Annotated in this window: 27 protein-coding genes; 15 read left to right on the forward strand and 12 right to left on the reverse strand. The window is 41.8% G+C overall.

The features are described from left to right. The first annotated feature begins 3 nt into the window (after positions 1-3). Together ARCPR_RS07240 and ARCPR_RS07245 are read left to right on the forward strand one after the other, a co-directional pair. Complete coding sequence (locus ARCPR_RS07240; RefSeq protein WP_012940828.1) at positions 4-234, forward strand: PRC-barrel domain-containing protein; 231 nt, start codon at positions 4-6, stop codon at positions 232-234. Further along, positions 231-905 carry a DUF1614 domain-containing protein gene (locus ARCPR_RS07245; RefSeq protein ID WP_012940829.1) on the forward strand — a complete coding sequence of 225 codons (675 nt, stop codon included), beginning with the start codon at positions 231-233 and terminating at the stop codon, positions 903-905. Before ARCPR_RS07240 ends, ARCPR_RS07245 begins: the two co-directional genes overlap by 4 nt. Here ARCPR_RS07245 and ARCPR_RS07250 read toward each other — a convergent pair. Further along, positions 888-1295: a hypothetical protein gene (locus ARCPR_RS07250; RefSeq protein WP_012940830.1), complete on the reverse strand. Its 408-nt coding sequence runs from the start codon at positions 1293-1295 to the stop codon at positions 888-890. The genes ARCPR_RS07245 and ARCPR_RS07250 overlap by 18 nt on opposite strands. Before the next feature lie 72 nt (positions 1296-1367). On the opposite strand from ARCPR_RS07250, the gene ARCPR_RS07255 reads away from it, so the two are divergent. Continuing rightward, positions 1368-2600 (forward strand): adenosylhomocysteinase, encoded by a 1233-nt coding sequence (locus ARCPR_RS07255; protein WP_012940831.1) that lies wholly within the window; start codon positions 1368-1370, stop codon positions 2598-2600. A 198-nt stretch (positions 2601-2798) separates the two neighbouring features. Further along, positions 2799-3356, forward strand: a complete 558-nt coding sequence (locus ARCPR_RS07260; protein WP_012940832.1) for a DUF2150 family protein — start codon at positions 2799-2801, stop codon at positions 3354-3356. Here ARCPR_RS07260 and trmY read toward each other — a convergent pair. From trmY to ARCPR_RS07280, 4 genes are all read right to left on the reverse strand, one after another. After that, positions 3335-3919, reverse strand: coding sequence for a tRNA (pseudouridine(54)-N(1))-methyltransferase TrmY (gene trmY, locus ARCPR_RS07265; RefSeq protein WP_012940833.1), 585 nt, complete (start codon positions 3917-3919; stop codon positions 3335-3337). The genes ARCPR_RS07260 and trmY overlap by 22 nt on opposite strands. Before the next feature lie 73 nt (positions 3920-3992). Further along, a complete protein-coding gene (gene amrS, locus ARCPR_RS07270) occupies positions 3993-5003 on the reverse strand; it encodes an AmmeMemoRadiSam system radical SAM enzyme (RefSeq protein ID WP_012940834.1) in 1011 nt (336 codons plus the stop codon). 20 nt (positions 5004-5023) lie between these two features. Continuing rightward, positions 5024-5671, reverse strand: a complete 648-nt coding sequence (locus ARCPR_RS07275) for a PHP domain-containing protein (protein ID WP_012940835.1) — start codon at positions 5669-5671, stop codon at positions 5024-5026. Further along, positions 5668-6405: an Mrp/NBP35 family ATP-binding protein gene (locus tag ARCPR_RS07280; RefSeq protein WP_245526128.1), complete on the reverse strand. Its 738-nt coding sequence runs from the start codon at positions 6403-6405 to the stop codon at positions 5668-5670. Before ARCPR_RS07280 ends, ARCPR_RS07275 begins: the two co-directional genes overlap by 4 nt. Positions 6406-6520: 115 nt before the next feature. Between ARCPR_RS07280 and ARCPR_RS07285 the strand changes: the two genes are divergently transcribed. The 3 genes from ARCPR_RS07285 (at position 6521) to ARCPR_RS07295 (ending at position 9534) form a co-directional block, all read left to right on the forward strand. After that, positions 6521-7855, forward strand: coding sequence for a PAS domain S-box protein (locus ARCPR_RS07285; RefSeq protein ID WP_187286408.1), 1335 nt, complete (start codon positions 6521-6523; stop codon positions 7853-7855). A gap of 188 nt (positions 7856-8043) precedes the next feature. Then, positions 8044-8328 carry a sensor histidine kinase gene (locus ARCPR_RS07290; protein WP_048084547.1) on the forward strand — a complete coding sequence of 95 codons (285 nt, stop codon included), beginning with the start codon at positions 8044-8046 and terminating at the stop codon, positions 8326-8328. Positions 8329-8352: 24 nt separating this feature from the next. Beyond that, positions 8353-9534, forward strand: coding sequence for a sodium:calcium antiporter (locus ARCPR_RS07295; RefSeq protein WP_012940838.1), 1182 nt, complete (start codon positions 8353-8355; stop codon positions 9532-9534). Here ARCPR_RS07295 and ppsA read toward each other — a convergent pair. After that, positions 9521-11770: a pyruvate, water dikinase gene (gene ppsA, locus ARCPR_RS07300; protein WP_012940839.1), complete on the reverse strand. Its 2250-nt coding sequence runs from the start codon at positions 11768-11770 to the stop codon at positions 9521-9523. The genes ARCPR_RS07295 and ppsA overlap by 14 nt on opposite strands. A 72-nt stretch (positions 11771-11842) precedes the next feature. Between ppsA and ARCPR_RS07305 the strand changes: the two genes are divergently transcribed. After that, positions 11843-12724, forward strand: a complete 882-nt coding sequence (locus tag ARCPR_RS07305) for a polyprenyl synthetase family protein (RefSeq protein WP_012940840.1) — start codon at positions 11843-11845, stop codon at positions 12722-12724. On the opposite strand, the gene trm14 is transcribed toward ARCPR_RS07305, so the two are convergent. Further along, a complete protein-coding gene (gene trm14 / locus ARCPR_RS07310) occupies positions 12695-13804 on the reverse strand; it encodes a tRNA (guanine(6)-N2)-methyltransferase (protein WP_012940841.1) in 1110 nt (369 codons plus the stop codon). The two genes, ARCPR_RS07305 and trm14, sit on opposite strands and share 30 nt — an antisense overlap. A gap of 174 nt (positions 13805-13978) precedes the next feature. On the opposite strand from trm14, the gene ARCPR_RS07315 reads away from it, so the two are divergent. Genes ARCPR_RS07315 through ARCPR_RS07330 form a run of 4 tightly spaced genes read left to right on the forward strand, consistent with a single transcriptional unit; the run spans position 13979 to position 17419 of the window. Continuing rightward, on the forward strand, positions 13979-14224 hold the full coding sequence (locus ARCPR_RS07315; RefSeq protein WP_012940842.1) for a hypothetical protein: 246 nt from the start codon (positions 13979-13981) through the stop codon (positions 14222-14224). Positions 14225-14248: 24 nt separating this feature from the next. Beyond that, positions 14249-14821: a YIP1 family protein gene (locus ARCPR_RS07320; protein WP_012940843.1), complete on the forward strand. Its 573-nt coding sequence runs from the start codon at positions 14249-14251 to the stop codon at positions 14819-14821. 4 nt (positions 14822-14825) lie between these two features. Then, positions 14826-16469, forward strand: coding sequence for a dihydroxy-acid dehydratase (gene ilvD, locus ARCPR_RS07325; protein ID WP_012940844.1), 1644 nt, complete (start codon positions 14826-14828; stop codon positions 16467-16469). Then, on the forward strand, positions 16451-17419 hold the full coding sequence (locus ARCPR_RS07330) for an amidohydrolase family protein (RefSeq protein ID WP_012940845.1): 969 nt from the start codon (positions 16451-16453) through the stop codon (positions 17417-17419). Before ilvD ends, ARCPR_RS07330 begins: the two co-directional genes overlap by 19 nt. Here the strand turns inward: ARCPR_RS07330 and ARCPR_RS10015 are convergent. From ARCPR_RS10015 to serB, 3 genes are all read right to left on the reverse strand, one after another. Next, the gene (locus ARCPR_RS10015) at positions 17397-17837 is read right to left on the reverse strand and encodes a hypothetical protein (protein ID WP_048084549.1); all 441 of its coding nucleotides are present in this window, start codon (positions 17835-17837) and stop codon (positions 17397-17399) included. The genes ARCPR_RS07330 and ARCPR_RS10015 overlap by 23 nt on opposite strands. Before the next feature lie 128 nt (positions 17838-17965). Continuing rightward, complete coding sequence (locus ARCPR_RS10020) at positions 17966-18124, reverse strand: hypothetical protein (protein WP_012940847.1); 159 nt, start codon at positions 18122-18124, stop codon at positions 17966-17968. A gap of 13 nt (positions 18125-18137) precedes the next feature. Then, a complete protein-coding gene (gene serB, locus ARCPR_RS07340) occupies positions 18138-19310 on the reverse strand; it encodes a phosphoserine phosphatase SerB (RefSeq protein ID WP_012940848.1) in 1173 nt (390 codons plus the stop codon). A gap of 112 nt (positions 19311-19422) precedes the next feature. Here serB and ARCPR_RS07345 point away from each other — a divergent pair, with 112 nt between their 5' ends. After that, positions 19423-19614, forward strand: a complete 192-nt coding sequence (locus ARCPR_RS07345; RefSeq protein WP_012940849.1) for a hypothetical protein — start codon at positions 19423-19425, stop codon at positions 19612-19614. 11 nt (positions 19615-19625) lie between these two features. Here the strand turns inward: ARCPR_RS07345 and rplJ are convergent, their stop codons facing one another. Beyond that, positions 19626-20150, reverse strand: a complete 525-nt coding sequence (gene rplJ, locus ARCPR_RS07350; RefSeq protein ID WP_012940850.1) for a 50S ribosomal protein L16 — start codon at positions 20148-20150, stop codon at positions 19626-19628. Between the two features lie 294 nt (positions 20151-20444). Between rplJ and nadE the strand changes: the two genes are divergently transcribed. Beyond that, positions 20445-22352 carry an NAD(+) synthase gene (nadE, locus tag ARCPR_RS10025; protein ID WP_012940851.1) on the forward strand — a complete coding sequence of 636 codons (1908 nt, stop codon included), beginning with the start codon at positions 20445-20447 and terminating at the stop codon, positions 22350-22352. A gap of 41 nt (positions 22353-22393) precedes the next feature. Here the strand turns inward: nadE and ARCPR_RS07365 are convergent, their stop codons facing one another. Beyond that, complete coding sequence (locus ARCPR_RS07365; protein ID WP_012940852.1) at positions 22394-23026, reverse strand: HEAT repeat domain-containing protein; 633 nt, start codon at positions 23024-23026, stop codon at positions 22394-22396. A gap of 57 nt (positions 23027-23083) precedes the next feature. On the opposite strand from ARCPR_RS07365, the gene ARCPR_RS07370 reads away from it, so the two are divergent. Further along, positions 23084-25387 carry a DEAD/DEAH box helicase gene (locus ARCPR_RS07370; protein WP_012940853.1) on the forward strand — a complete coding sequence of 768 codons (2304 nt, stop codon included), beginning with the start codon at positions 23084-23086 and terminating at the stop codon, positions 25385-25387. The last annotated feature ends 79 nt before the right edge of the window (positions 25388-25466 follow it).

Genomic DNA, 25466 nt, shown 5'->3' on the forward strand with positions numbered 1-25466 from the left:
AGTATGATCACTGCGAAGTCTCTGGCTAAGAAGACAGTTACACTCTCCGATGGGACTATAGTAGGAGAGCTCTACAACATTCTTGTAGATTTCAAAACTGGTACTCTTCTAAGCTTGCTCGTGAAACCATCGAGAAAGGTTGATGACTTTGAGATGCAGGATGGTCTTTACGTCATACCTTTTGAGTACGTTAAGGCTGTTAGCGACTATGTAGTCATCAACAGGAGAAGATGATAATCCCTCCCCTACTTCTACCCTTCTTCATACTCTTCGTCCTGCTCCCTTTTTCACTACTTTTCGTCTTAGCAACACCGAAAGTTTTTCAAATAACGTTCGGATTAAGTTATGAAGAAGCTCTGCTTCTCTTCACGCTAATAGTTCTGGGCAGTTTCATTAACATACCCCTATACAGGAAGAAGGGGAAGTTTGTAGTAGGAATGTACAGTTTCTTTGGCATAATATATCAAGTCGTTGAGAGAAGGGACATAGTGATAGCCGTAAACTTGGGGGGCTGTATAATTCCGTCGACACTGGCAATAAAGTTGCTTTTGGAGATACCGTTAGAAGCTTTTCTTATCACTTTCATAGTCTGCACGGCCATAATTTACATGTTCGCAAAACCCATCCCAAATGTCGGTATAGCCGTTCCGATGTTTATTCCACCGATGGTGTCGAGCTTGATGAGTTATCTGACAATAGTATCGATGAATCTCCCCCTATACATTATTCCAAAGCTTGCTTTTTCCGCCGGTGTTTTATCTGCTTTGGTTGGTGCAGATATCCTCCACTTGAAAGACATTGAAAAGATAGGAAGTGGTGTTGTTAGTATCGGTGGTGCTGGAACTTTTGACGGAATATTCTTGACAGGCGTTTTTGCTGTAATATTTTCACTCTTGCTCGTCTAATTCGAAAGACTTAACGAATTCCCTCTTTAACTGATTCTTCAGCCAACCAACAAATTTTGTGAACAGAAAGAACGCTCCCAAAAAGCTTTCAACGGATTTGTTCAATCTTGTGCTCCATATCTCAAATATAAGATCGTTATCATCATCCAAGCCTACGGATACTTTGAACTTCGTGGGTATCTTCAATATCTCTTTGAGAAGATCTACCCTATTTAGTACGTCTCCAGCATCATAAATAATTCCAACAGTTCTTCCATCCCTGTAAGCTAAGAACTCTACCAACTTTATATCACTCTCAGCATCAACCTTAAACGGGACTACAAGTTCGTCTCCTTTAAGGAAACATCTAAATCCGTTTTCTTTGAGTACCTTCTCAACATCTTCCAGCATCGCCTTAAGCCAGTACCGATGTTTAATAAAGCTGTTGGCAATCGAAAGAACCTTTAACAGGCTTGAATTCTAATGTTCATGAATGCTGAGAGCGGTTACAGAAAGATTGAGTGGGCTAAAAGGAACATGAAAACCCTTGCAAAGATAAGAGAGGAATTCAGAAGAGAGAAACCTCTCGAAGGTTACAAAATTGGGATGGCTCTTCATGTTGAGGCAAAGACAGCAGTTTTAGTTTTAACGCTAATTGAAGGTGGCGCTGAAGTTGCCATAACCGGATGTAACCCTCTCAGTACTCAGGATGATGTAGCAGAAGCTTTGAGGGATATGGGAATAAAGTGCTTTGCGAGAAGGGGGATGAGCAGAGAAGAGTATTACGAGGCTTTGAACAAGGTTATAGACTTCAAGCCGGATGTAGTGGTGGATGACGGTGCAGATTTGATATTCCTTCTACATAAGGAGAGGCTTGACTGGGCTGATAACGTTTTGGGGGCTAGTGAAGAAACTACTACCGGTGTTATAAGGCTTAGAGCTATGGAGAGGGAGGGCGTTCTAAGATTTCCAGTTATTGCTGTGAATGACGCATACACGAAATTCCTGTTTGATAACAGGTACGGTACTGGACAATCCACGTGGGATGGAATACTTAGAGCTACAAACGTCCTAATAGCGGGAAAGACTGTCGTTGTTGCTGGATATGGATGGTGCGGTAGAGGTATTGCAATGAGGGCCAAGGGTTTGGGAGCTAATGTTATAGTTACGGAAGTTGATGAAATAAGGGCGCTTGAAGCGGTAATGGATGGATTTAGAGTCATGCCAATGAAGGAAGCGTGTAAATACGGTGACATATTCATCACTGCAACTGGAAATATAAACGTGATAAGGGGAGAACACTTCAAGCTGATGAAAGACGGAGCTATTTTAGCGAATGCGGGACACTTTAACGTAGAGATTTGTATACAAGATTTAGAAGAGATGAGCAAATCAAAGAGGGAGATAAGACCTTACCTAACTGAATACGATCTTGGAGATAAAAAGCTGTATCTAATTGCGGAGGGTAGGCTGGTAAACTTGGTTGTTGGAGATGGGCATCCGATAGAGGTTATGGACATGAGCTTCTCCGATCAGGCTTTAGCAGTTAGGTACATCGTAGAAAATCACGAAAAGCTTGAAAAGAAAGTCTACAGGTTACCAGAAGAGCTTGACAGAAAAGTTGCAAGATTAAAGCTCGAAAGCATGGGTATAGAAATAGACAAGCTTACAGAGGAGCAGATAAGGTATCTGAGCGACTGGAGGTATGGAACTTAGCATCTCTAAAATCGCCTGAAGATTTTTTCAAAGTAGGTGCCATAACTGAGAGAACTTTAAGGGTAGATTTGAAGGAAGAGATTAGATTTGTGCTTATCCACCTCAGTAAAGAGGAGTTTGGGGAGATTGTAAAGATTGGGTGAAAGATACAGTTTGACATCAGTAAAATTTTTTTGTAGTGATGTGCGAAAGGGTGTTATGGAGTTCTACACTCAGGAGAGGTTCAAGAACTGGATAAGTATCATAGAAAAGGTAGAGGTAAGAGCTGACGATCCTAAGTCTTTTGAGGTATTCGATCACTTCGTTGAAGATTTCGCAATAGCATGTCTGAAGCTCATTGATGCTGTTAAGAACAGAGAGATTACTAAAAAGAAGGCCTTGGAACTACTTGAAAGTGCAAAGATGAACTTTCTGACGAGTGTAGATTTTGGAGATGAGCTAAAGAACGAGATTTACGAGTTTATTAAGGAGAGTATAAAAGCCATAGCACAGTCCACATACTACTACCTCCAAGGTAAGTTCAGCAAGAAAAATTTTGAGCAACTCTTGAAGGAAGCTATTGAGAAAGAAAGAAAGGGTGATCTTGCCTCAGCCTTCGAAACGGTTGCAAAGATGGGTGCGAAAGTTCTTAAAGGTGAAGAACTTCCAGAATTCGACGTCCCAGATGGAATAGTAGCGAATTGGTTGGATGGTGTTGAAACTTTGGCTGTAGTGATGAAGATAGCCAAAATCGATCAACATCTGTCGAGTTCGTAATGAACTATGACTATGCACTGATCAGCCTGAAGAGATAGCTTAGAAACCGAAACAACAATCTTAGCATACTTCATAACAGTTTTTTCATCCTCCTCTCTCAAACCTATGTGATCGCCCAAAACGAAGAGGGGATTCTCCAATCTGCAAGCTACATCCCTTATGTCGACACCGTCCTCTCTCAAGTAAACTACGTTGTACTTCTTGCTAAGTTCCTCAAGAAGATCGATGAGGTTTTTTCTGGCAATGTAAACTCCCGGAGTGCTTCTCTTCCAAGAATAATCAACTTTTAAGCTCAGAGCTTTCCTTATTATACCTCCTATATTTCTCTCATCCGGAGCCATGTACCTTACTTCACTTCCAACTATCTTCAAGGCTTTAGGTGGATCGGGCTCGCCCAAAAGGAGAACGTAGACTTCAACATCCCTCCTTATTCCGTGAGAGATGAAGAGAGCCTGAGCTATGCATCTACATATTATGTCCATTCTACCCGCAGAGCCTGCCAAATCCTTGAGGCTGAACGGCTTTGTAACCGCTTTATTTCCAACAATTAAGAATCCCCTCACATTGAGAATTCTGCCAGACTTTTTAATTTGTTTCGTTGAAAAATAGGCACGATTCAGATGATTGCTCCAAACATCAGAGTACTATGTTTTGCTTGTAACCACAAGCCGGACATCTGTCTCCATCCAAGTTCATAGCAACTATGTAGAATCCGTCCCTATCTATTAGGAGCTCACCGCAGTTCGGGCAGTAGGTGTCTTCGTACCTGTGACCCCAGACGTTGCCTATGTAAACGTATTCAACTCCAACTTCCTTGGCTATTTCAACAGCCTTTTCAAGAGTTCTAACCGGAGTGGGTGGTTTGTCGAGCATCTGATAATCCGGATGAAATCTTGAGAAGTGAACGGGTATCCTTCTATCCAAATCAACAACCCATTCAGCGAACGCTCTGATCTCGTCTTCGCTGTCATTCTCGTCAGGTATAACGAGGTAAGTCAGCTCTATGAACACTCCCTTCTTGTGCAGATACTTTACACACTCCAAAACCTTCTCAAGTTTTGCTCCCGCACCGACTATTCTCCTGTAGAAATCCTCCGTAAAAGCTTTAACATCGACATTCGCAGCATCTAAGATTCCTTCAAACTGATCGATGGCTTCGTAGCTAATATATCCGTTCGTAACATAAACGACATAGTATCCTTTCTTTTTAACGAGCTTACTCGAATCTAGAGCGAATTCGTGCCATATGGAAGGTTCATTGTATGTCCAAGCAATGCCATCGGCATTATAACTTTCAGCAAGTCTCAAAATATCCTCAGGCTTTAATTCTCTTAAATAGGGATAATCAAGGCCTGCTCTTGAAATCGTATGATTTTGGCAGTGCTTACATCTGAAATTACAGCTTACACTTCCAAATGAAAGAACGCTACTTCCGGGCTTGAAGTTGTGAAAGGGTTTCTTTTCGATTGGATCCAGAGCTATGGATGAAACCAACCCGTAGTTATAAACCTTCAAAACTCCGTTCTCGTTTTTTCTCATCTTACAAATTCCCCATTTATCAGGCTTTATTACACAGTAGTGCATGCAAGTTTTACATCTAACAACTCCTCCGTTCAACCTTTCATAGAGGTAAGATTCGACTATCATATAACATGGTTGTTCTCAGGCTATATATTGTTGAGGATGAGCTTACCCCTCTTCAAAAATCTCCTTGCCATCTCGAAACACCAATCAACATCGCCAACTCTCTCAACGCTGTGAGCATCGCTTCCAATCGAGTACTTCATGGGCTTATTTGAGCACATGTCCAGAAAATCTATGAGGGGTGCGTGATGAAGAGAGTTTATTTCCAGAGCGACGTCGTACTCCAATAGGAGATCTATTATCTCCACATCCTGAGTAAAGTCCCTTCCGCAGTTGAACATTTCAGAGTGAAGATGTCCCAAAACGTGAATTCTGTCTCCATTCTTCTTCAAACACTCCTTTATCCTGTAGTAATACTCTTCAGTTCTCATAATATCGTGGATGGATGCTATGACTATGTCGAATTCAAAATTTGGTAAGGCGATCTCACCATCGGGCAGTATTCCACACTCTATCCCGCTTAGAATCTCTATACCGTAAACGTCCTTAGCTCTCTCGATTTCCATCTGTCTTTTCTTCAGCTTCTCTTCAGTAATGCCCCTCCTATGCTCTACAGAATGATCGACTATTGCTATTACTTTCAGTCCTCTTTCTTTAGCCCTTCTTGCTATCTGATCGATCGTCGCTACTCCATCCGAATAAATTGAATGGATGTGCAAATCGACCTTCATATTTCCTTAATCAGCTTATCTACAATCTCCATGAAGGCCTTTGAAGTCTCACTCTCCTCCTTTACAAATGGCGATCCTTTTTCACCACTCTCCATTACCTTCTCATCCAAAGGCACCGCTCCCAAGAACTTAATACCAAACTCCTTAGCCAACTGCTCTCCGCCACCCTTTCCAAATATGTAAACCACATTTCCACAGTGAGGACATCTGAAACCGCTCATGTTCTCAACAACAAAAACTTTCATGTTCGCCTTCTTTGCAAAGTTCACAGCCTTTCTTACATCTTCCAAAGCTACACTCTGAGGTGTGGTAACAATTACGGCAATCTCTGGATTTAGAAGCTGTGTAAGGCTTATAACCTCATCTCCAGTTCCCGGCGGGCAGTCTATGACCAAGAAGTCTATATCACCCCAATTTACATCGTTCGATATCTGCTCCAAGAACTTGTGCTTCATAGGTCCCCTCCAAACGACTGGAGTATCCTTTGAAGGAAGGAAAAATCCTATAGATATGACTTTAACGCCGTTTACTTCAATCGGCTTAATCTTATTACCCTCGACTTCTAAGCCCTTAACTTCCTCTATTCCAACCAGCTTTGGAACTGTAGGACCATGGATATCCGCGTCCAAAAGACCAACCTTGTATCCCTTCTTTGCCAGAGCAAAAGCCAAGTTTACAGCTACGGTACTTTTGCCCACTCCACCCTTACCGCTCATCACGAGAATCTTTTTCATAAGCGGAAAGACTTCTTTCGACATAAGAACCTATCTTAATTTTAGACATCTCCTAAGGATGCAATTTCATCTTGGGAAGTAAATGTTATATCTATCAAAGAAGGTTGGATTTTTAGTGAGGTTCGTAATAGCTACTCAGAATTCTTTCGAAAGAAGTAGAATAGCTGAAAGGATAGAATCGGAATTTGATTGCGAGATAATTGAATGTGAGAGTTGTGAGGAGGTTTACAAACTTGCGAAGTTAGCCGACTGCCTCATAGTGGGTATAGAGATACTCTGTGGATTGAAGGCTGTTAAAGATTTGAGAGTATCCTATCCTTATCTACCGATAGTCGTGATCCTAAATAGAGGCGACGAGAGATACATTTCTCACGCTTTGAAAGAAGGTGTCGATTACTACGTTTTCAGATTGGGTGACTACTACTCCAGAATTCCCGCTGTAGCTTTGTCTGCAATTGAGAAGAAAAGGAGAGAATTTGAGTTGGACAAATTTAGAAAAGCGTTAGAGGAAAAGGAGAGATTGTACAGATCTCTGACAGAGAATCTTCCTGATCTTGTAATTCTTCATGATGGTGATAAGATTGCCTTTGTGAATTCTGCTGTTGAATCTCTCGGATACACAAAGGAGGAGGTTCTAGGTAGGAGTATCTTCGAATTTATCCATCCAGAATCCGCAGATCTCGCAAGAGAAAGAATTGAAACAATGATAAAAACAGGTAAAAGTCTTCCACCAGTCGAAGAGAAGATTTTCGCAAAGGATGGATCTCTAAAGGTATTTGAAATAAGATCGACACCGATCGATATAGAAGGAAAGAGGTATATCTTAGTAGTGGCGAGAGACATTACAAGGAGAAAGAAGTATGAGATGGAGCTTGAGAAAACAAATAGAATATTAAGGACTGTTAACAGCATAAACGAGCTAATGGTAAGAGCAAAGAATGATGATGATCTTCTAAAAGGAGTAGTAGATCTTCTTTCGAGGGTATACAAAAACGTTAAACTTTGGGTTTTGAATGGGGAAAAGGCTAGATTGTACTCTACGAACGGCAGAACCATTAAGGATGATGTTTACGCATTCCCCATAGTAGGTGAAGGAGAGGTTCTGGGATTCCTATCTCTTGAAGCGGATGACATTGAAGGAGATGAGATGGCAATTCTGAAGACACTAGCAAAAGACATAGGATTTACATTAGTATCGCTAAAGCGAAGGAGAGCAATCAAAGAGGCTTTGAGAAGGGTTGAAGAGAATACAGAAAAAATAGCTACACTGATAGATCAAATAAGAAATCCACTCACAGTCATACAAGGTATTGCAGAGATAAAGCACGATGAATATTACGAAAAAATTGTTGAGCAAGTTAAAAGAATTGAAAGATTACTCGAAGATCTTGATAAAGGGTGGGTAGAATCTAAAAAAGTAGGGGAACTCCTAAAAAGATATGATTTTTGATATAGAAAGTTTTATTTACGGTTTTTACAGCGTAATCAATAACAGTAGCAACAATCGCGAGGGTGTTTTGAAAGATGTCAATAACTCCTTTAGAGAGATTAAGTCGTTGAGCGACTCTCTGCGGCTTTTGAATATTTGTGGATTACAAACCTAAAGAAATGAACATTCGAAAAGTGATTGAATAAGTCATGAGAGAATACAAGAATGCCATAAAGCATGGAAAGAGCAGTAGGATAGACTTTAGGATTAGATGTCTTGAAAACTTTGTTGAGGTAGATGTTATAGATTACGGAAAAGGAATTCCAAACGAGATAAAGGTAAAGAATATCCGAAAAAGTTTCTCGACATCGAACAGCACCGGCTTAGGCCTTTTTATAGTCAAAAAGTTAGTTGAAAGGTATAACGGTTCAATATTCGTCAAAGATAATTCCCCCTCTGGCACGATCTTTACAATCAGGATCCCTAAAAATTAATTAATCCGAAACTTATTGCAGGCAATGCAAAGGGAGAAGATGATGATTTTTACCGCAATAACCTTCACCTTTCCTTGGATATTCTCCTACATCTATCAAATTCACTACCCCCCGCACGTAACAGCTTTAATATCGGGCTCAGCAGTGATCTCATCTGCATTTTTAATCTCTTGGTCAGCCGAAACTGCTGAGATTGATATTCCCCGCTCCCTAAGCTTAGCTGTAGTTGCGCTTCTAGCAGTTCTGCCAGAATATGCTGTGGACGTTTACTTCGCTTGGATGGCTGGAAAGGTAGGAGGAGCCTACACACACTACGCAACTGCCAATATGACTGGAGCAAACAGACTTCTTCTAGGTGTAGGCTGGAGTTTGGTTGCGTTGACTGCTATGATGAAATTGAGAAAGGGAGAAGTAGAACTCGATGAGGGGTTAAGGCTCGAAACGTTCATTCTGCTTCTGGCAACACTCTACTGCTTCACGATACCCTTGAAGGGAAACATTCATCCGGTAGATGGCCTCATCCTCATATCACTCTTTTTCCTTTACATATACCTCGCCACAAAAGCGTACAGGGAGGAGTTCGAGCTTGAAGGGGTTCCGAAATATCTTGCGAGCTTCCCCGAGAAGATTAGAAGGATTATCATTGTTACGCTCTTGTTTTTCTCAGCTTTTGTAATATTCATAAGTGTTGAAGCTTTTGCTGAAGCTTTGATAGGAACTGCAAAGTCTTTCGGCTTAGACGAATTTTTAATGGTTCAGTGGGTCGCACCCCTAGCAAGCGAATCTCCCGAGTTTGTAGTGGCAATGTATCTGGTCAGAAGGATGAGAATTACAGCGGGTATGAACGCTCTTATATCGTCAAAGGTCAACCAATGGACACTTCTGATAGGCTGTTTACCTATAGTTTACAGCATGGCTCTTCTAACTCCTTCACCTCTACCGTTGGATGCTAGGCAAAGGGAGGAGATACTTCTCACAGCATCTCAATCCCTATTTGGATTGGCAATAATTTCAAATCTAAGAATAAACCTCTGGGAAGCTTTAGCGCTCCTAACATTATTTCTCGCTCAGTTTGTATACGAAAGCATTGAGACTAGATACATTCTAAGTATCATCTATATAGCGCTATCCATCCCGATAATCGTAAAGGAAAGAGAAAATATAAGGGTTGCAATGAGGTACATTACAAGGGTTATAAATTCCTGATTTTTTCGAGTATCAGTTTCTTTTCTATTCTTGCGACAACTTCTCTGACCTTTTGTACTGCATCTGGATTAGCTGAAATTGAGTCGATTCCCATTCTGACCAATATTTCTGCAAATTTGGGATCGCTCCCAGCCTGACCACATATCGAAGTCTTAACACCGTAATTCTTGCAAACCTTTATGACGTGCTCTATGAGTTTAAGCACCGCAGGATGCTTTTCGTCGTAAAGATAGGCCACATGCTCGTTATTCCTGTCAACTGCTAAGGTATATTGGGTTAAATCGTTGGTTCCAAAGCTTACAAACGTTATTCCACACTCCTTTATTATATCCTCTATTATCAGAGCGGATGCTGGAGTCTCAACCATTATTCCGAAATCTATCTTATCCAATGGTATTCCCTCTTCTTTTGCAATCTCCTTTGCCCTCTTTACCTCTTCAACTCTTGTAACCAGAGGCAACATTATTCCAACGTTTGTGTATCCCTCGTCTATCAACCTTTTTATAGCTCTCATCTCCGCTCTGAAGTGCATTTCCTCCTTCAAATCTCTTCTAATCCCTCTGAATCCCAACATAGGGTTAGATTCAATGGGCTCCTCCTCCCCACCCTCCATCGATCTAAATTCATCCGTGGGAGCATCCAGCGTTCTTATCCAAACTGGTTTCGGATAGAATGCCTTGACGACCTTCTTCATTCCTTTATAAAGCTCCTCTATGTACGCATCAATCTCTCCGTCCTTTATGTACTTCATCGGATGCTTCTTCAGGCCTAATATCATATGCTCAATCCTGAAAAGTCCGACTCCATCTGCATTGGTCTCCTTCGCAACCTTCTCAGCAACGTCAGGAATCGAAAGATTCACTTTAACCTCTGTAGCTGTAATTATCTGAGGTGCGACCGCAACAACTTTTTTCTCCTCCTTCTTCTCCTTCAAAGCACCTTTGTAAACTATGCCCTTCTCTCCGTCAACCGTGACTATCATACCCTCCTTCAAAACTTTCGTGGCATTTCCAGTTCCAACGACTGCTGGAATTCCAAGCTCCCTCGAAACTATCGCTGCGTGGCATGTGAGACCTCCTTCATCCGTCACAATTGCCGATGCTTTCCTCATCGCTGGAACCATATCGGGAGTAGTCATCGTTGTAACGAGCACGTCTCCCTCTACGACCTTGTTTATTTCATCCGGGCTAAGAACAATCTTAACCTTACCTATTCCAATTCCCGGTGAAGCACCCAAGCCTTCGACGAGAATCTCCCCCTCCTCCACTTCCTCAACTTCGACCTTGCCTTTAATAGTCGTGATCGGACGAGACTGAAGTATGTAAATCTTGCCTCTCTCTATAGCCCATTCAACATCCTGCGGATAACCGTAGTGGTCTTCGATAATCTCTCCCAACTTTACAAGTTCGTCAATTTCCTGATCGCTCAGAACTCTCTCCTTCCCCTTTTCTCCAAGTTCAACTTTCACAGTCTTTCCACCCTTTTTTGTGAGCATAAACTTCTTATATGCAACTTGCACCTTGATCAGCTTCCTTTGAACTCTGTCGTATTCGTAGTGATCTGGTGTTACCGCACCGCTAACAATTGCCTCACCCAAACCAAAGACCGCTTCAATTATAGCTATTTTTTCGCCAGTAACTGGATGAGATGTAAACATTACACCGCTTTTCTCACTGTTAACCATCTTTTGAACGACCACAGCTATACTAACATCCTCATGCCTGAACCCTTGCTGAACTCTGTAAAATATTGCCCTCGGAGTGTAGAGAGAACTCCAGCACTTCTTAACCTTATCAACTACCTCATCCTCTCCTTTAACGTTGAGATAAGTCTCCTGTTGACCAGCAAAGCTTGCACTGGGAAGGTCTTCAGCGGTTGCTGAACTCCTTACAGCTACGTAAACCTCTTCCCCAACCTCTTCACACAACTGCCTGTAAGCCTTTTTAATTTCCTCCTCTATCTCCTTCGGCATTGGAGTTTTTTCTATCATCTCCCTAATCTTCTTTGAAGCTTCTTCAAGCTCGCTCATGTTGTTTATGTCAACGCTGTCAAGTATTTCCATAATTTTATTTTTCAACCCTGTGCTCTCGATGAACTGTTTAAACGTGTTGGCATCTACTACAAAACCCTCAGGCACTGGAATTCCCAATCGAAGGAGCTCGCCCAAGTTTGCTCCCTTTCCTCCGACCAAAGGAACGTCATCTTTATCTACTTCATCCAACCACAAAACACCCATGCTACCACCAAATTTCTATTAAAGCGGTAAATTTAAAAGGCTTTTGAAGAAAAGCAAAAAAAGGGAGTTAACATGATAGAAAGCTGGCAAGAGTACAGGTTAATCAACAATGAACTTGAAAGGTTGGTAAACAGCGTAAATACTATACCGAAGGTAAAGAAGGCTCTAAAGCATGTCATAAGCGCCGGTGGGAAGAGAACTCGCCCATTAATAGTTCTCCTGAGTGCAAAGCTCTGCGGTGGTGATTACAAAGATGTCATGGACATGGCTCTAGCGGTTGAGCTAATTCACACAGCCAGCTTGGTTCACGACGACATAATAGACAGGGGAGTTATGAGAAGGAATGTCAAAGCTTTGCACGTCGAGTACGATATATCCCTAGCCATTCTAGTCGGAGATTGGTTAATTTCCAAGTCTGTTGAGCTTGTTTCAAAGTATCCCAGCCAGATCATTAAAGAGTTTGCAAAGACAGGAATGATGATGTCTGAAGGAGAAGTTCTAGATGTTTACAGTCCCTACGAGAGATTTACAGAAGATACCTATTTCAAGTGTATAACGTTCAAAACTGCTTCACTCTTCGCTTACGGAGCCAAGAACTCTGCGATGGTCGTTTGTGATGATGAAAAGGCTTGGGAGAAGATGTTCGAATACGGGTTAAATCTGGGGATAGCATATCAGCTCGTCGACGACCTCTTAGAATACATGAATTCCTACGTCGAAAAGTCCTCTGAGGTTGAATCGATTACTCTACCGATGATATATGAGGGAAGATACGGCGAAAGAACTGTTGATGTAATTTTAGAGCTCATAAGAGATTACGCAAACAGAAGCAGAAGCGCTCTGGAATACTTCGAAGATTGTGAAGCAAAGGAAAAGCTATCGTACCTAATAGATTACATGACATTCGATTTGATAAGAAACAGGCTATCTCAATACGAAGACCTTAGTATCTAAGCCTCCGTACTTAACCAATCTTTCTTCTTCTATAACATATCCCAAGGCTTCAGCCTTCTCTTTCAATATCCTATACTCGGCAGTTATCACGACTATTCTATCTACGATACCCTTAGCGGATCTAAGAAAACCTTCGTAAAGTTCTTCTATCATCCCTTTCCTCGCTATTCTCAATCCGTATGGTGGATTTGTCACCACCACATCGGCAGTTTTTAAGCACAATTTTGTGGCGTCTCCTTGAACGTAATCGATCGTATCTGCAACTCCAGCCACTTCAGAGTTAATCTTTGCTCCTTTCAAATGCTTTCTAAACCTCTCAATACCTACGAGATTTAAATCAACGTCACTCTCTGTTACATATTTCTTAACGTCTTCGAGAATTTCCTTACCCCAAATTTTTACGAACTGGAAATCATCTCTAAGCTTCTGAGGAGGTATGTTTCTGCCCATCATAGCGGACTCAATTAAAATAGTACCGCTACCGCACATCGGATCTAAGAGAATTTCATCGCATTTCCATCCCGATAACATGACGAGGGCCGATGCAATTGCTGGATTGAGAGGTGCTGGATGGTCGTAAACTCTATAGCCTCTTCTGTGCAGGGCAATATCTCCGGTGGTATCCAAGCCGACGTAAACTTCATCGTTTATAACATCAACCCTTATTATAACATCTGGCTCATCCAAATTAACTTTCAACCTTACCCCCCCACTTTCCATATAGCTGTCTATGACCGCTTGTCCAGCAACTCTGCCAACATCCAAAGATGTGAAATCGTGGTTTCCGACCCTTAAAGGTCTTATAGCAAAGCTCTGATTAGGCTTTATAAAGCTGAAGTCGATCTCCTTAACTATTCGATATATGTCATCCAACTTTTCGAACTTCTCAACTCTCAAAAGAATCATAACCCTCTCCAGAGTTCTTGCCAGATAGTTCAGCTTTGCAACGAGCTCCAAATCACCAGTAAGAAAAACCCTACCCTTCCCGAACCTAACTTCTTCTACTTTTCCACCGAGCAACTCTATCTCATTGGCAGACACATCCTCCAAGCCCGGGGTTGTAGTAGCGTAGATGCGCATACGTTTTCGAAACCAATACGCGAGAATATAAAAAAGTTGAGAAATGTTGTAATCTTTTCCTTTTCAACAGCACGATTAACTTGCGTTTTTCAGTATCCGAAATAGTGTTCGGTGAGGAATAACATTCTCTGTTCAAAAAGTTTAAATTTGTCTTTGATCATAGTGATTATTGTTATGATAACTACGAAACAGAGCTGTTGCGCTAAGTTTCTTGTAAAAACTAGGAATAGTCACGCAGTTATCTGTGTTACTGGAAACAGATTTCACGTTCTCGAATGTTCTAACAAGGATAGATGTGAAAAAATGGGTATTCTTAACTGTCCCCCCTATTGCGATAAGATTTCCGCCTTAAAGAATTACTTGAGAACTGGTAGGGTAAAAGGGAGACTCGAGATTTATGAGATAGATCGGAAGTCTTAATAATAAGTAGTCGAAGGGAACCACATGCTTCGCGTACTTTACGACCCAGATAGTTTCTTCAGAGATTTTAAGGGAGGTTTTAAAGTTCCAGTAATCATCGTTCTTCTTAGCGGTATAGTAGGGGCAATTGTTAGCTACCTTAGATTTTCAGAAACAGCCAGAGAAATAGTGGAGAATTTTTCGCATACGCTAACTCAAGAACAGATAGAAGCCATCATAGAGATTGCAAGAATTCAATCTATAATCTCCCCGTTAATAGGTGCGTTCGTCGGCTGGATTCTTTTAAGCTTGATAATTCACGCAATATCAGCTCTCTTCGGGGGCAAAGGGAATTTATCGCGCACACTCCAATATACATCCTTTTCATTCTTACCGCAGATTGTTCTCTCCCCTCTCAACTACTACTACTGGAGCATTACACCCACATTACCAACTCTGATCTTGAGTTTGGCAACTACTCTGTGGCAGGCATACATACTTGTCTTCGCTCTGAAGCATGCGAGAAGAATTGAAACGAGCAAAGCGATTGTATGTGTTGCAATTCCCCTAGCGATCGCATACGCAATGAGCTTAATAGGATTTATGCTCATGAGGTGATGAAATGAGAAGTGATGCAATAAAGAGGGGTATAGATAAATGTGCTCACAGGGCTCTGCTAAAAGCCTTGGGTGTGACCGAAGAAGACTTCGATAAGCCGTTCATAGGTATTGCAAACGCTTACAGCACGATAGTTCCGGGACATGCGAATTTAGACAAGATAGTTCAAGCTGTGAAAGAGGGTATATACTCAGCTGGAGGTGTTCCTTTCGAGTTTGGAGTCATAGGAGTTTGCGATGGAATTGCAATGGGTCACGAAGGCATGTGCTATTCCCTACCTACGAGAGAGCTCATAGCGGACAGCATCGAGGCAATGGTCGAAGCACACAGATTCGATGGGCTCGTAGTTGTGGGTGCATGCGATAAGATAATTCCCGGTATGTTGATGGCCGTTTTGAGGTTGAACATACCTTCGATAGTCGTGTGTGGTGGACCGATGTTGGCTGAGAGGGTTGGAGAAAAGCCAGCAACCATAAAGACTGCTTTCGAATCTGCTGGGTTATATAAAGCTGGAAAAATAGATGAAAAGACCTACAAGCTCTACGAGGATTTCTCCGCACCTTACTTCGGAAGCTGTCAGGGATTATACACCGCGAACTCCATGCAGATTTTGACAGAAGTTTTGGGTCTCTGCCTTCCATACTGCTCGACTTCTCCGGCTGTAAGTTCGAGAAAGCTCAGAATTGCTAAAGAGAGTGGCAGGAAGGTAGTAGAGCTCGTAAAAAATGATGTGAAGCCATTAGACTTCGTTACAGAAGGGTCATTCGAAAATGCGATTGTAGTGGACATGCTCATGGGAGGATCAACAAACACAGTTCTACACCTTCCAGCGATTGCGAGGGAGGGAGGTGTTAAGCTCAGCTTGGACATTTTCGATGAAATAAGTAGGAGAACTCCGCACATAGTTTCAATCGATCCCGCGAGCGAGTATACCATAGCTGACTTCGATGAAAGTGGAGGAGTACCAATGCTACTAAAGAAGGCTAAGGATATTCTGAACGATGAGATGACTGTAAGTGGATTAAGCATATACGAGATTGCTGAAAGAGCGTTCGTTAGGGGGAGAGACATAATCAGGAGCTTGGAAGAGCCGATAAGGAGTGAAGGAGGCATAGCTATACTAAAAGGAAACTTGGCTGAGAAAGGAGCAGTTGTTAAAACTTCTGCTGTTGAGGAAGATATGCTGAAATTTGAAGGTTACGCGAAAGTTTACGATTCTGAGCAGGAAGCTTTGAAATCAATTCTGAATAACGAGGTTGAGGAAGGAGATGTAGTGGTTATAAGGTACATGGGACCAAAAGCAAGAGGGATGCCAGAGATGCTCTTGCCTACAGCAACCATAGCTGGTATGGGGCTCAGAAGGGTTGCATTGATAACCGATGGGAGGTTCAGCGGAGCTACAAGGGGGCCGTGTATAGGTCACGTTTCTCCAGAAGCTTTTGTCGGGGGAAACATAGCCCTCGTTGAAGACGGTGATGTGATAAGCATAGACATACCCAACAGAAAACTTGAGCTCAAAGTCGATAAGGATGAATTAAAGGAGAGAAGGGAAAGGTGGAAGCCGAAGGAGATAAAGCACAAAGGATTTTTGGCAAGGTATTCCAAATTGGTAAGTCAGGCGGATGAGGGATGTATCCTGTTGAGCTGATCACACCTCAGGGAGAGATTTTAAAGGGGATAATTCACAAAGACGGATACTTTGAAGAGCGTGATGTAAAAGCTGAGTTCATAGCAACTCCCTCTTTTTTTAACGCTCACGCACACCTCTTAGATTCAGTAGCTAAGGATATTCCTCGAATTGATCTCGTTAAAGCTGTTGGAGAGTTTAAGTTTAAGGCTTTGAGTTCTACAAGCGATGATGAGATAAAGGAGTGTGTAGGAAATTCTGTTGAAGTAGCAAAGAAAAGCGGGACAACGGCAATCCTGAACTTTACCGAGATGGGGGTTAGAGGATACAACATAATCAAGGATTTTGAAGTTTTAGCTTTGACAAGACCTTCCAATTTAGAGGAAGCCGAGATACTCATTGAAAAATCCTTCGGATTTGGGATGAGCTCCGTAAGGGATCACGACTACACGTTTTTGGAAGAGTTGAGAGAAATTGCCAAAAGGCACGGAAAAATCTTTGCAATTCATGCTGGGGAGAAAGATGATGATGACGTTGAAAAAGCATTGGCTTTGGAGCCAGAGTTACTTGTACACATGAATATGGCGGGTGAGAAAAACTTGAAGAGGGCTATGGACATGGAAATCCCGATAGTTTCTTGCATTCGATCCAACGCATTCTTCGGTCTGCTAAATTTGAAGAACTACAAAATACTATCTGAATACGATCTCTGGCTTTTGGGGACGGATAATGCAATGGTTTGCAGTCCTTCAATGCTTGAAGAGATGCACTTTGCAAGCTATCTCTTGGGAAAAGATTTTGAAATCTTCAGAGCTTGCATTAGGGGATTCGAAATTTTCGGGTTGACGCCCATGCTCGTCTTGTTCAACAAGAGGAACAACTTGTACAAGTGTAAGAATCCTTTGTTTGGGATTGTGAGGAGGGCTGAAGCTGTTGATGTTGAAGCTGTTATATATGGCTGTACCTTCTGAGCAGTTTTAAGTACTTCTCGTTCAGCTCATGAAGTAGTTGAAATCCCGTCACGAGTGAAGCAAGAACTGCAAAGACTAAGAGGGGACAGACGTGAGGTACTTCATGAGTTAATCTGTGAATTCCGTAAAGGCCGAAGAGGGCAAAGGAGAAGCATGCAGTCTTCACGGCAGGTATGACATCTACAGCTTCAACGAGTCTCATTAAATCCCTATGGACTTTGATCAGATAAGCTCCCAAACCCGAACCGATCAACGTTATAACGGCAACGAGAATAATGAAAACAGCTTGTGAAAATTCTTCGAGTATGTATATGTTTAAAGACGTATCAATCTCCTTCACTACGAGATGTATGACTATGATGTATATCAAGAACTCGAATGTCTTTTTGCCAATTTTTAAAGCCCCAACCAGCTTCAACAGTTGAAGTATTCGAATCATTTCGAATCATTATGATTGATTCTACGATGTACAGGAAAATAAGGCCGTAGAATGTGTGATATATCGGATCGGCAAGGTGGAGCATTGCCAATATGCCTGTCGCTCCCTTATACAAGGCGACGATGAAAAAGCAAGAATATGAATACGATTAGATCCTCGGGACTGATTAACCTTGCATCTATACTTGAGCCGAGAGATGAATAGGTTACGGCTGAAAGTGCAACAGCTACCAAGCCCAACAAAGCTGAAACTGCGTCATAGACCATTGATAGACGGGTGTTATAAGTCTTTAAAAGTTTTGTTCTTTTTGAATAAACCCAAAACGCAAGCCAAGCCAATCAGGTTCTCTTTGGATATAGTTCCATCCGCAACCTCCTTCAAAACCTCTTTAGCATTGAATGCTATGCCCAAGCCAGCGTTCTCTATCATTATCCTGTCATTAGCACCGTCTCCAACCGCCACGACATTCTCCTTGCTGATTCCCTCCCTATTAGCAATCTCCTCTATTATTCTTGCCTTCTCCTCGGCATCAATTATCCTCCCCTTCAACCTACCAGTCAGCTTCCCATCCTTTATCTCAAGATCATTCCCGAATGCGTAATCCAGTCCGAGCTCCTCCTTAAGCCTATTCGTGAAATAGGTGAATCCACCGCTAACAACCGCAACCTTATATCCGGCCTTCTTCAAAGCTTGAATTAGCTCTCTTGCACCCTCAGTCAGCTTCACGTTCTCGTAAATCTTTTCCAAAACTTCAACTGGTAAACCCTTCAGAAGTTTTACCCTCTCGATTAAAGCTGTCTTGAAGTCTATTTCACCTCTCATAGCTTTTTCAGTAATTTTCTTGACCTCTTCCTCAACTCCCGCGTATTTCGCTATTTCATCGATTATTTCGGCATCAACTAGCGTTGAATCCATATCGAAGACTATAAGCCTCTTCTCCCTTTCAAACTCATGATAAGGCTGAATGACTATATCTAAATTAATAGATTCTACAGCCTTTTTCAGACTCTTCTTCAGAGCTTCTGGATCAGCTTCACCAATATCAACAACAAATTCTATCGATATCAATTTGTCTCTAGCTATCAAACTAGTGCTTTCAATATTCACGCCATGATCGAGTAGAATTTTCGATATGTCCCTAACTATCCCAACCCTATCGTTACCCAAAACGGTTATAACATAGAGGTTTTTTCTCTTGCTTTCAGTTCTCTCAAACTTTGAAACATTAACACTCATTCCGAGCCTCTTACCCTCCTTAATCAACCTATCCCTAATTTCCTCAAAACTTAGATTGGTTTTTGAGCAATCCGCAACTACATACATTAAGAAGAAGCCATGTAGAACTTTTTGCTCGATATCTACGATATTTATGCCAGCATCGGCTAAAACATTTGAAATAGCGTAGATTATCCCCTTCTTATCCTTACCGTAAACTGTTACAGCTATTAACACAGAAGCGGTAGTGTTGTATGTTGAAATAGTTAGCGCTTGGTGAAAGCAAAAATTATAAATACTTTCAATTTCACGATGATTATTGTTGTGATGACTACAAAGAGGCGATCCAATGAGGTGTTACTGGTGGAATGATGAAAGAAACATCTGCAGATTCCCTTGGAAGGACTACGATATATGTGTTGGCGAGGCTTGTCCAGAATTTATAGAAGACGACTACCCTTACGTAGGGAGGGTAAAATTAACGAGTTCAAGCTCAGAGGTGGAGCATGTAGCTTTTATAAACAAGAAAATTAAATTTTAAGGAGATCAGAATCAGATCTTACCCTTAAGAAGTTCAGCGCCCTTTTCAACTATTATCTTCGTTGGAGTTGGTAGTTTTTGATTCGCTCTCTTCAAAGCCTCTTTAGCGTATTCAAAGTGTTCGGGCTTAACCCAGACGCTGAGAATCTTGTCTCCCGGATACGCCTGAACGGCAAGTCCTACAGGCTTACCGAAAGCCCTCCTCATACCCTGTGATATTCTGTCTGCTCCAGCACCAACAGCCATCTTGTGCTCTCTCAAGACGTGATGTGGATACTGTCTTATCTTAAGCTTGAAGTTCATAGAACCTATTGTCTTTGAAAGATACTTGCCCGCTGCAAGTCTCGCAGCTTCCAGTGCCGTATCCCTGATCTGAACACCTTCTTCAGCTACGAGTGTGAGCATGACAGGGAAATCTGCAGATTTGTTACCCATTTCAAACATTCTTATTCTAGTTCCCGGTGCTCCGTCAATGTACTCCTTTCTCGTGTAAGGTCTTTCCAACCTCCTCCACATCCTCGCTGGTTTTCTCGCCATAACCCAAAGCCTTATGAAGGATATTTAAGTCTTTAGGAGTGTTTTTAATACAAACATCTTCAAGGCTTTGTTGTTCAAAACGAGTGATTTGGCCAAACCTTATAAAACCCATTAACGTTATTTTATGATGATGAGTTTCGGTCGCACTGATTCGTGATGAAATTTCCTGCGACTGATTTTCTATACAAATTGGCTTACCCCATTCAAGTTTGTAAGCGGGCTTATGCGTTCTAAAAGGTCAGAAAATCAGAAATAGGGTTAGAATTTTAAAGAAATTTAGCCTATTTTTTGCCTATGTGGGAGAAGGTTGTTGATAGAATTGTCAATTTCATAAGAGATTACGTAGAATCGTCCAACGCAAGGGGAGTCGTTGTAGGAATAAGTGGCGGAGTTGACAGTGCTACAACAGCTTTTCTCTGCGTGAGAGCTTTAGGGAGTGATAGAGTTTTAGGTCTGATAATGCCAGAAAGGGGAGTTACGAGGGAGGAAGATATTGAAGATGCTTTAGAGGTCTGCAGGATTTTGGGAATTAAATACAAATATATTGAGATAAACCCGATGGTCGATGCGTTCTTGAACAACCTCGAAGACGGAACCGATATGGCAAAGGCAAACGTGAGGCCAAGAATTAGGATGATTATAAACTACTTCTACGCAAACAGCCTTAACTACCTTGTCGCGGGAACAGGAAATAAGAGCGAGCTTATGGTTGGATATTTCTGCTACGATGAGAAGACAAGGGTGCTAACTACCGAAGGATTAAAGACATATAAGGAGTTAAAGCCAGGAGATATAGTATTTTCACTCAACCCAAATACTGGTAAAATTGAAGAGGTTCCAGTTAAAGATGTCTACACCTTTAACTACGACGGTGAAATGATTAGCATAAAGGGTAAGAGAACGGATTTGCTCGTAACACCAAACCATAGAATGCTTATTGTGAACAGAAGTGGAAAGCTCGTATTTACACAGGCAGTTGAATTTCTAAACAAGAGACACAGTATACCAATACCTACTCCTTGGGATGGATATACGGACTCAGACTACATCGAGCTATCGAAGTTCATTGATCAAAGCTGTTTGTATCACAACGCAAATGTCTTGCCAGAGCGTATGCCAACTGAAGCATTCTTCTACCTAATGGGTCTTTACATAGGTGATGGCACATGCACAACTTACGAGGTTGAAGCAATGAGAAAGACAACACTTAGCCATTCAGAATTCTTGAAATTTAGGGATGAATGTGGCAAATTCATTAGTCCTGACAAATACAGATGTGAGAGGCCTGTGAAGTATAAGGCATATTCAGTATACTTTTCAATTCCAAAGGGTGATAAGGCTCGTGAAAGTCTAATAAATACCTTAGAAACTTTGAATATAAGGTATAAAGCCTACAAATACTTTGTCAGAATTAATTCGAAGGCTCTATATGAGATATTCAAACAGTGTGGAACCAACGCCAAGAACAAGAGAATACCAAGATGGGTGCTTAAGTATCCTGCCGATAAGCTGTTCTGGCTTTATAAAGGTCTGATGGACAGCGATGGCTGGTATAACCGGAATTACCAAACAATTTCACGTCAGTTGGCACTTGATATTGTGGAACTGTGTGCAAAGTTGGGAATGCACGCGACAATTTCAGTTAGAGGGCCAAGGATTGCTGAATACAATGGAAAGATAATAAGAAGTCAAGAATCATATCTAATAACGGTTGCCAACAGGATAAAGACTACATCAATCTATCCAGAGAGGGTATCGAAGGTTTACTATAGAGGTATTGTTTGGTGTCCAGATGTTCCGCCGTATCACAATCTACTTGTCGAGAGAAACGGGAAGTTCACATTCTGTGGAAATACGAAGTATGGTGACGGAGGAGTAGACTTTCTGCCAATAGGGGATTTATACAAGACTGAAGTCTGGGAACTCGCCAAATTTTTGGGAGTTCCAGACAGGATAGTTAAGAAAACACCCTCTGCTGGACTCTGGATAGGACAAACGGATGAGGAGGAAATGGGTATTACGTATGTGAAACTTGACACGGTTTTAAAGGCTTTGGAGAGAGGTTACAAACCTGAAGAGATACCAGAGAAATTCGATGTAAGTAAAGATGAGGTTAGAAAAGTCTTAGAGATGGTTGAGAGAAGTAAACACAAGAGGGAAATGCCACCGATCGTTAAGGTGAGAGATCTAATTCTTAAATAGATTTTATCAGATTTTTCCCATCTATTCTCTCTGGCATCGAATTAGCTTCGAAACGTCTCAAATTCGTTCAGAATGACGTGTGCAACCACCCTGATCGACGGCTTGAGCTTTTCATTCTCTGCAACCTTCCTTATATCGTCCAAATACGGTTCCACGATTCTCGAATCGTTCGAAATCATGTTCAAGAAAACCTTTGCTGCATTCCACCTTACCTCCCAGTTTCTATCTTTTATCAGTTCGATGAGCTTAGGAATTAGACTTGATAAGGCATTAGGCTTTGAGATGGCGATGTCTGACAGAGCAAGCAAAGCATAGCTTTTCATATCGTCACTTTCAAGTAGATTGGCAATCCTACTTACCGTTTCGGAATCCACAACTTCAGGGTACCTTAAAGAGAGCTTACCTAGGATGATAGAAGCGTAAACGGATTCAAAATCGTTTCCTACCAAGTTTTTAAAGTCCTCGACATAATCCAAGAGAACTTCCGGCTTTTCTTGACTTATCTTAAGCAGTAGATCGAATGCTATACGCCTCGTAAGTTTTTTCTCCTTCAGAATTTCGATTACCTTGGGTATGTAAGGTTTCAAACTTTCAAAATCGATGTTCTGCATCTTGTAGAGGGCGAGCCACTTTTCATCATCGTTACCTTCGAGCATCCTAGCGAGTTCTTCCATAACACAACTTAAGTCCAACAAGATAAATATTTTCAACAGAGTTTAAGACCTGATTTGGTGGATTACTCGGATTTGTTCTGCCCACACTGTGGAAGGCTAAGGAAGAAATGTGTATGTCAGAGTGATACGAGGAGAAGGAACTTGGAATTACTGAGGAGAGTAGCTGGGGACAGAGAGGATCTGAGGCCGATATTCGACTGTGAGGATGAGATAGTCTATTACACAATCTTTCAGCCAAAAGACCCTTACCCGACAATTCCCATTGAATCTGCTAACATACTTAAGCCTCTTGAGGAGGCCTTGAAAGAAAGGGGAATTGTAAAGCTTTACCCGTTTCAGCTTGAAGCGATAAAAAAGATTAGAGATGAGAAAAATGTGGTGATAACAGCCCCAACTGGATTTGGAAAGACTGAAGCTTTTGCGGTTCCCTTGATAGAGAGAGTTGCTAGGGAAGGAATAGGAGTGATATTCTATCCCACGAAGGCTTTAGCCAAGGATCAGGAGCTTAAGATAAAATTCTACGCAAGCTCTCTAGGCTTGAAGGTGGTGAGATTTGACGGGGATTCGAGTTGGAAAGAGAAGAGAGAAGTTTTGAGTGGTAAGGCTGATATAATCCTGACAAATCCAGATATGATCGATTACCACCTGAGAAATACTCCTGAGTTCAGAAAAGTGGCGAGAGATTTTGTGTTTTTAGCTGTGGATGAGTTGCACAGCTACGTCGGGATTTTAGGATCTAACATGCACTATCTGATAAAGAGACTCGAACGCTTCAGCGATTTTCAGATAGCCTGTGCTTCTGCAACAATAGGAAATGCGAAGGGGTTTGCTGAATACCTTTTTGAGAGAGAATTTGAGGTTGTGAAGGGAGATCACAGAAAATCCCCTCTGCACTTCATCATGAGATACACTTACTCACTTTATTCAGCTGTCAGGGATCTGGTTAAAGCCCTTTACGGCAGAAAGATCATGGTCTTCGGCAATTCCTACAAGACAGTCGAAACAATCGGATGGATTTTGAAGAGAGAAGGCTTGAACGTTGCAATTCACAAGGGTGGATTACCCAAAGATGTTAGAACGGAGGTTGAAAAAGCTTTTAGAGAGGGAAAGGTGAAAACGGTAGTTGCCACTCCGACGCTCGAGCTTGGGATAGATATAGGAGATGTCGATGTTGTCATCTCCGAATTGGTGAGCTACTCGCAGTTTCTGCAGAGGGTTGGTAGAGCCGGGAGGATGGGGCAGGAGAGTATAGGGATTTTGCTTTTGAGAGATGACGATGCAATAAGCAACTATTACAGGCTTAAGCCTGAAGATTATTTCAAGGACGACTTCTACTGCTACGCTGAAAAGATGAATGAGGAGGTCATGTTTTATCAACTACTTTCGATGTGCTTGGAGAAACCTTTGGAGGAAGAAGAGATAAGGAAGGAGTGGAGAAATGTGCTCAAAAGACTCGAGGAGAAAAGGTTGGTTACGAAAATAGGAGACATATACATGGTCTCTTCAAACGTCAAGGAAATTTTGAGGAGTTTCAATATGAGGGGTATTGGAGAAAACATCAAGATGTTTAAGGAAGACAAGTTCATAGGTGAAAGAAACCTTCCAATAGCCATAAAGGAGCTTTTCCCCGGTAGCATAATAATCCACAACGGAGAGAGACTCAGATGTGTTGAACTCGATCTGAAGGAGAAAAAAGCCATTCTTGAAGATTACCCCTACGGAAACGAGGTTACTGATCCTCTCTACATTTCGATACCACGAATAGTTAATGTTGAAGAAGTTAAGGAGGGTTGTGCATACTGCACCCTTGAAATCACAATGACAGTCTACGCATACATAATCAGAGATGTTTTTTCAAGAGAGAAGTTGGGAGTAGTTGAGCTTGAAGAACCGATAAGCTATTCATTCCCAACAAAGGGATTTATTCTAAAAGCTCCAATGCCGGATTACATGGATTACGAGGACTTCTACGCCGGAAGCTTTCATGCCTTGGAGCATGTGCTCATAGAAGCGAGCGATGCGTTAACGGGGGGAGGTAGCCAATACATGGGCGGGATTTCAACGCCAGAAGGAGACATATTCGTCTACGATGCAACGATTGGTGGAAGTGGATTGAGTAAACTCCTGTTCAAGAGGATTGAGAGAGCTTTCGAGATTGCCTACGAAGTTCTGAAAAACTGTGAATGCAAGAGAGTTGATGGTTGCCCACGTTGTACATACAGCTATCAGTGCGGTAACAACAACCAACCTCTAAATCGTTTGGGTGCAATAAACATACTTGAGAAACTTTTAAAGGGTGAAAGAGGAAAATTGGATGTCGAGAGGTTTAGAGAAGTTACAGAGTTCAAGTACTATCCTTAAAGCAGCTTGCAAAATTTATTAAACTTGCTTGCAGTACTTAATACACCGATGATGAAGCTGGTGAGCTTCTGATTTATGA

Source organism: Archaeoglobus profundus DSM 5631, from assembly GCF_000025285.1.
Lineage (GTDB): Archaea > Halobacteriota > Archaeoglobi > Archaeoglobales > Archaeoglobaceae > Archaeoglobus_B > Archaeoglobus_B profundus.

Coding starts and splice junctions, on each gene's coding strand:
- ARCPR_RS07245 (WP_012940829.1), top strand. CDS start 231: ATGATAATCCCTCCCCTACTTCTACCCTTCTTCATACTCTTCGTCCTG.
- ilvD (WP_012940844.1), top strand. CDS start 14,826: ATGAGAAGTGATGCAATAAAGAGGGGTATAGATAAATGTGCTCACAGG.
- ARCPR_RS07315 (WP_012940842.1), top strand. CDS start 13,979: ATGATAACTACGAAACAGAGCTGTTGCGCTAAGTTTCTTGTAAAAACT.
- rplJ (WP_012940850.1), bottom strand. CDS start 20,150: ATGGCGAGAAAACCAGCGAGGATGTGGAGGAGGTTGGAAAGACCTTAC.
- ARCPR_RS07240 (WP_012940828.1), top strand. CDS start 4: ATGATCACTGCGAAGTCTCTGGCTAAGAAGACAGTTACACTCTCCGAT.
- ARCPR_RS07365 (WP_012940852.1), bottom strand. CDS start 23,026: ATGGAAGAACTCGCTAGGATGCTCGAAGGTAACGATGATGAAAAGTGG.
- ARCPR_RS07305 (WP_012940840.1), top strand. CDS start 11,843: ATGATAGAAAGCTGGCAAGAGTACAGGTTAATCAACAATGAACTTGAA.
- ARCPR_RS07345 (WP_012940849.1), top strand. CDS start 19,423: ATGAGGTGTTACTGGTGGAATGATGAAAGAAACATCTGCAGATTCCCT.
- ARCPR_RS10020 (WP_012940847.1), bottom strand. CDS start 18,124: ATGGTCTATGACGCAGTTTCAGCTTTGTTGGGCTTGGTAGCTGTTGCA.
- trm14 (WP_012940841.1), bottom strand. CDS start 13,804: ATGCGCATCTACGCTACTACAACCCCGGGCTTGGAGGATGTGTCTGCC.
- ARCPR_RS07255 (WP_012940831.1), top strand. CDS start 1,368: ATGTTCATGAATGCTGAGAGCGGTTACAGAAAGATTGAGTGGGCTAAA.
- ARCPR_RS07320 (WP_012940843.1), top strand. CDS start 14,249: ATGCTTCGCGTACTTTACGACCCAGATAGTTTCTTCAGAGATTTTAAG.
- ARCPR_RS07295 (WP_012940838.1), top strand. CDS start 8,353: ATGCAAAGGGAGAAGATGATGATTTTTACCGCAATAACCTTCACCTTT.
- ARCPR_RS07290 (WP_048084547.1), top strand. CDS start 8,044: ATGAGAGAATACAAGAATGCCATAAAGCATGGAAAGAGCAGTAGGATA.
- ARCPR_RS07330 (WP_012940845.1), top strand. CDS start 16,451: ATGTATCCTGTTGAGCTGATCACACCTCAGGGAGAGATTTTAAAGGGG.
- ARCPR_RS07250 (WP_012940830.1), bottom strand. CDS start 1,295: ATGCTGGAAGATGTTGAGAAGGTACTCAAAGAAAACGGATTTAGATGT.
- ARCPR_RS07275 (WP_012940835.1), bottom strand. CDS start 5,671: ATGAAGGTCGATTTGCACATCCATTCAATTTATTCGGATGGAGTAGCG.
- ARCPR_RS07260 (WP_012940832.1), top strand. CDS start 2,799: ATGGAGTTCTACACTCAGGAGAGGTTCAAGAACTGGATAAGTATCATA.
- amrS (WP_012940834.1), bottom strand. CDS start 5,003: ATGATAGTCGAATCTTACCTCTATGAAAGGTTGAACGGAGGAGTTGTT.
- ARCPR_RS07280 (WP_245526128.1), bottom strand. CDS start 6,405: ATGAAAAAGATTCTCGTGATGAGCGGTAAGGGTGGAGTGGGCAAAAGT.
- ppsA (WP_012940839.1), bottom strand. CDS start 11,770: ATGGGTGTTTTGTGGTTGGATGAAGTAGATAAAGATGACGTTCCTTTG.
- nadE (WP_012940851.1), top strand. CDS start 20,445: ATGTGGGAGAAGGTTGTTGATAGAATTGTCAATTTCATAAGAGATTAC.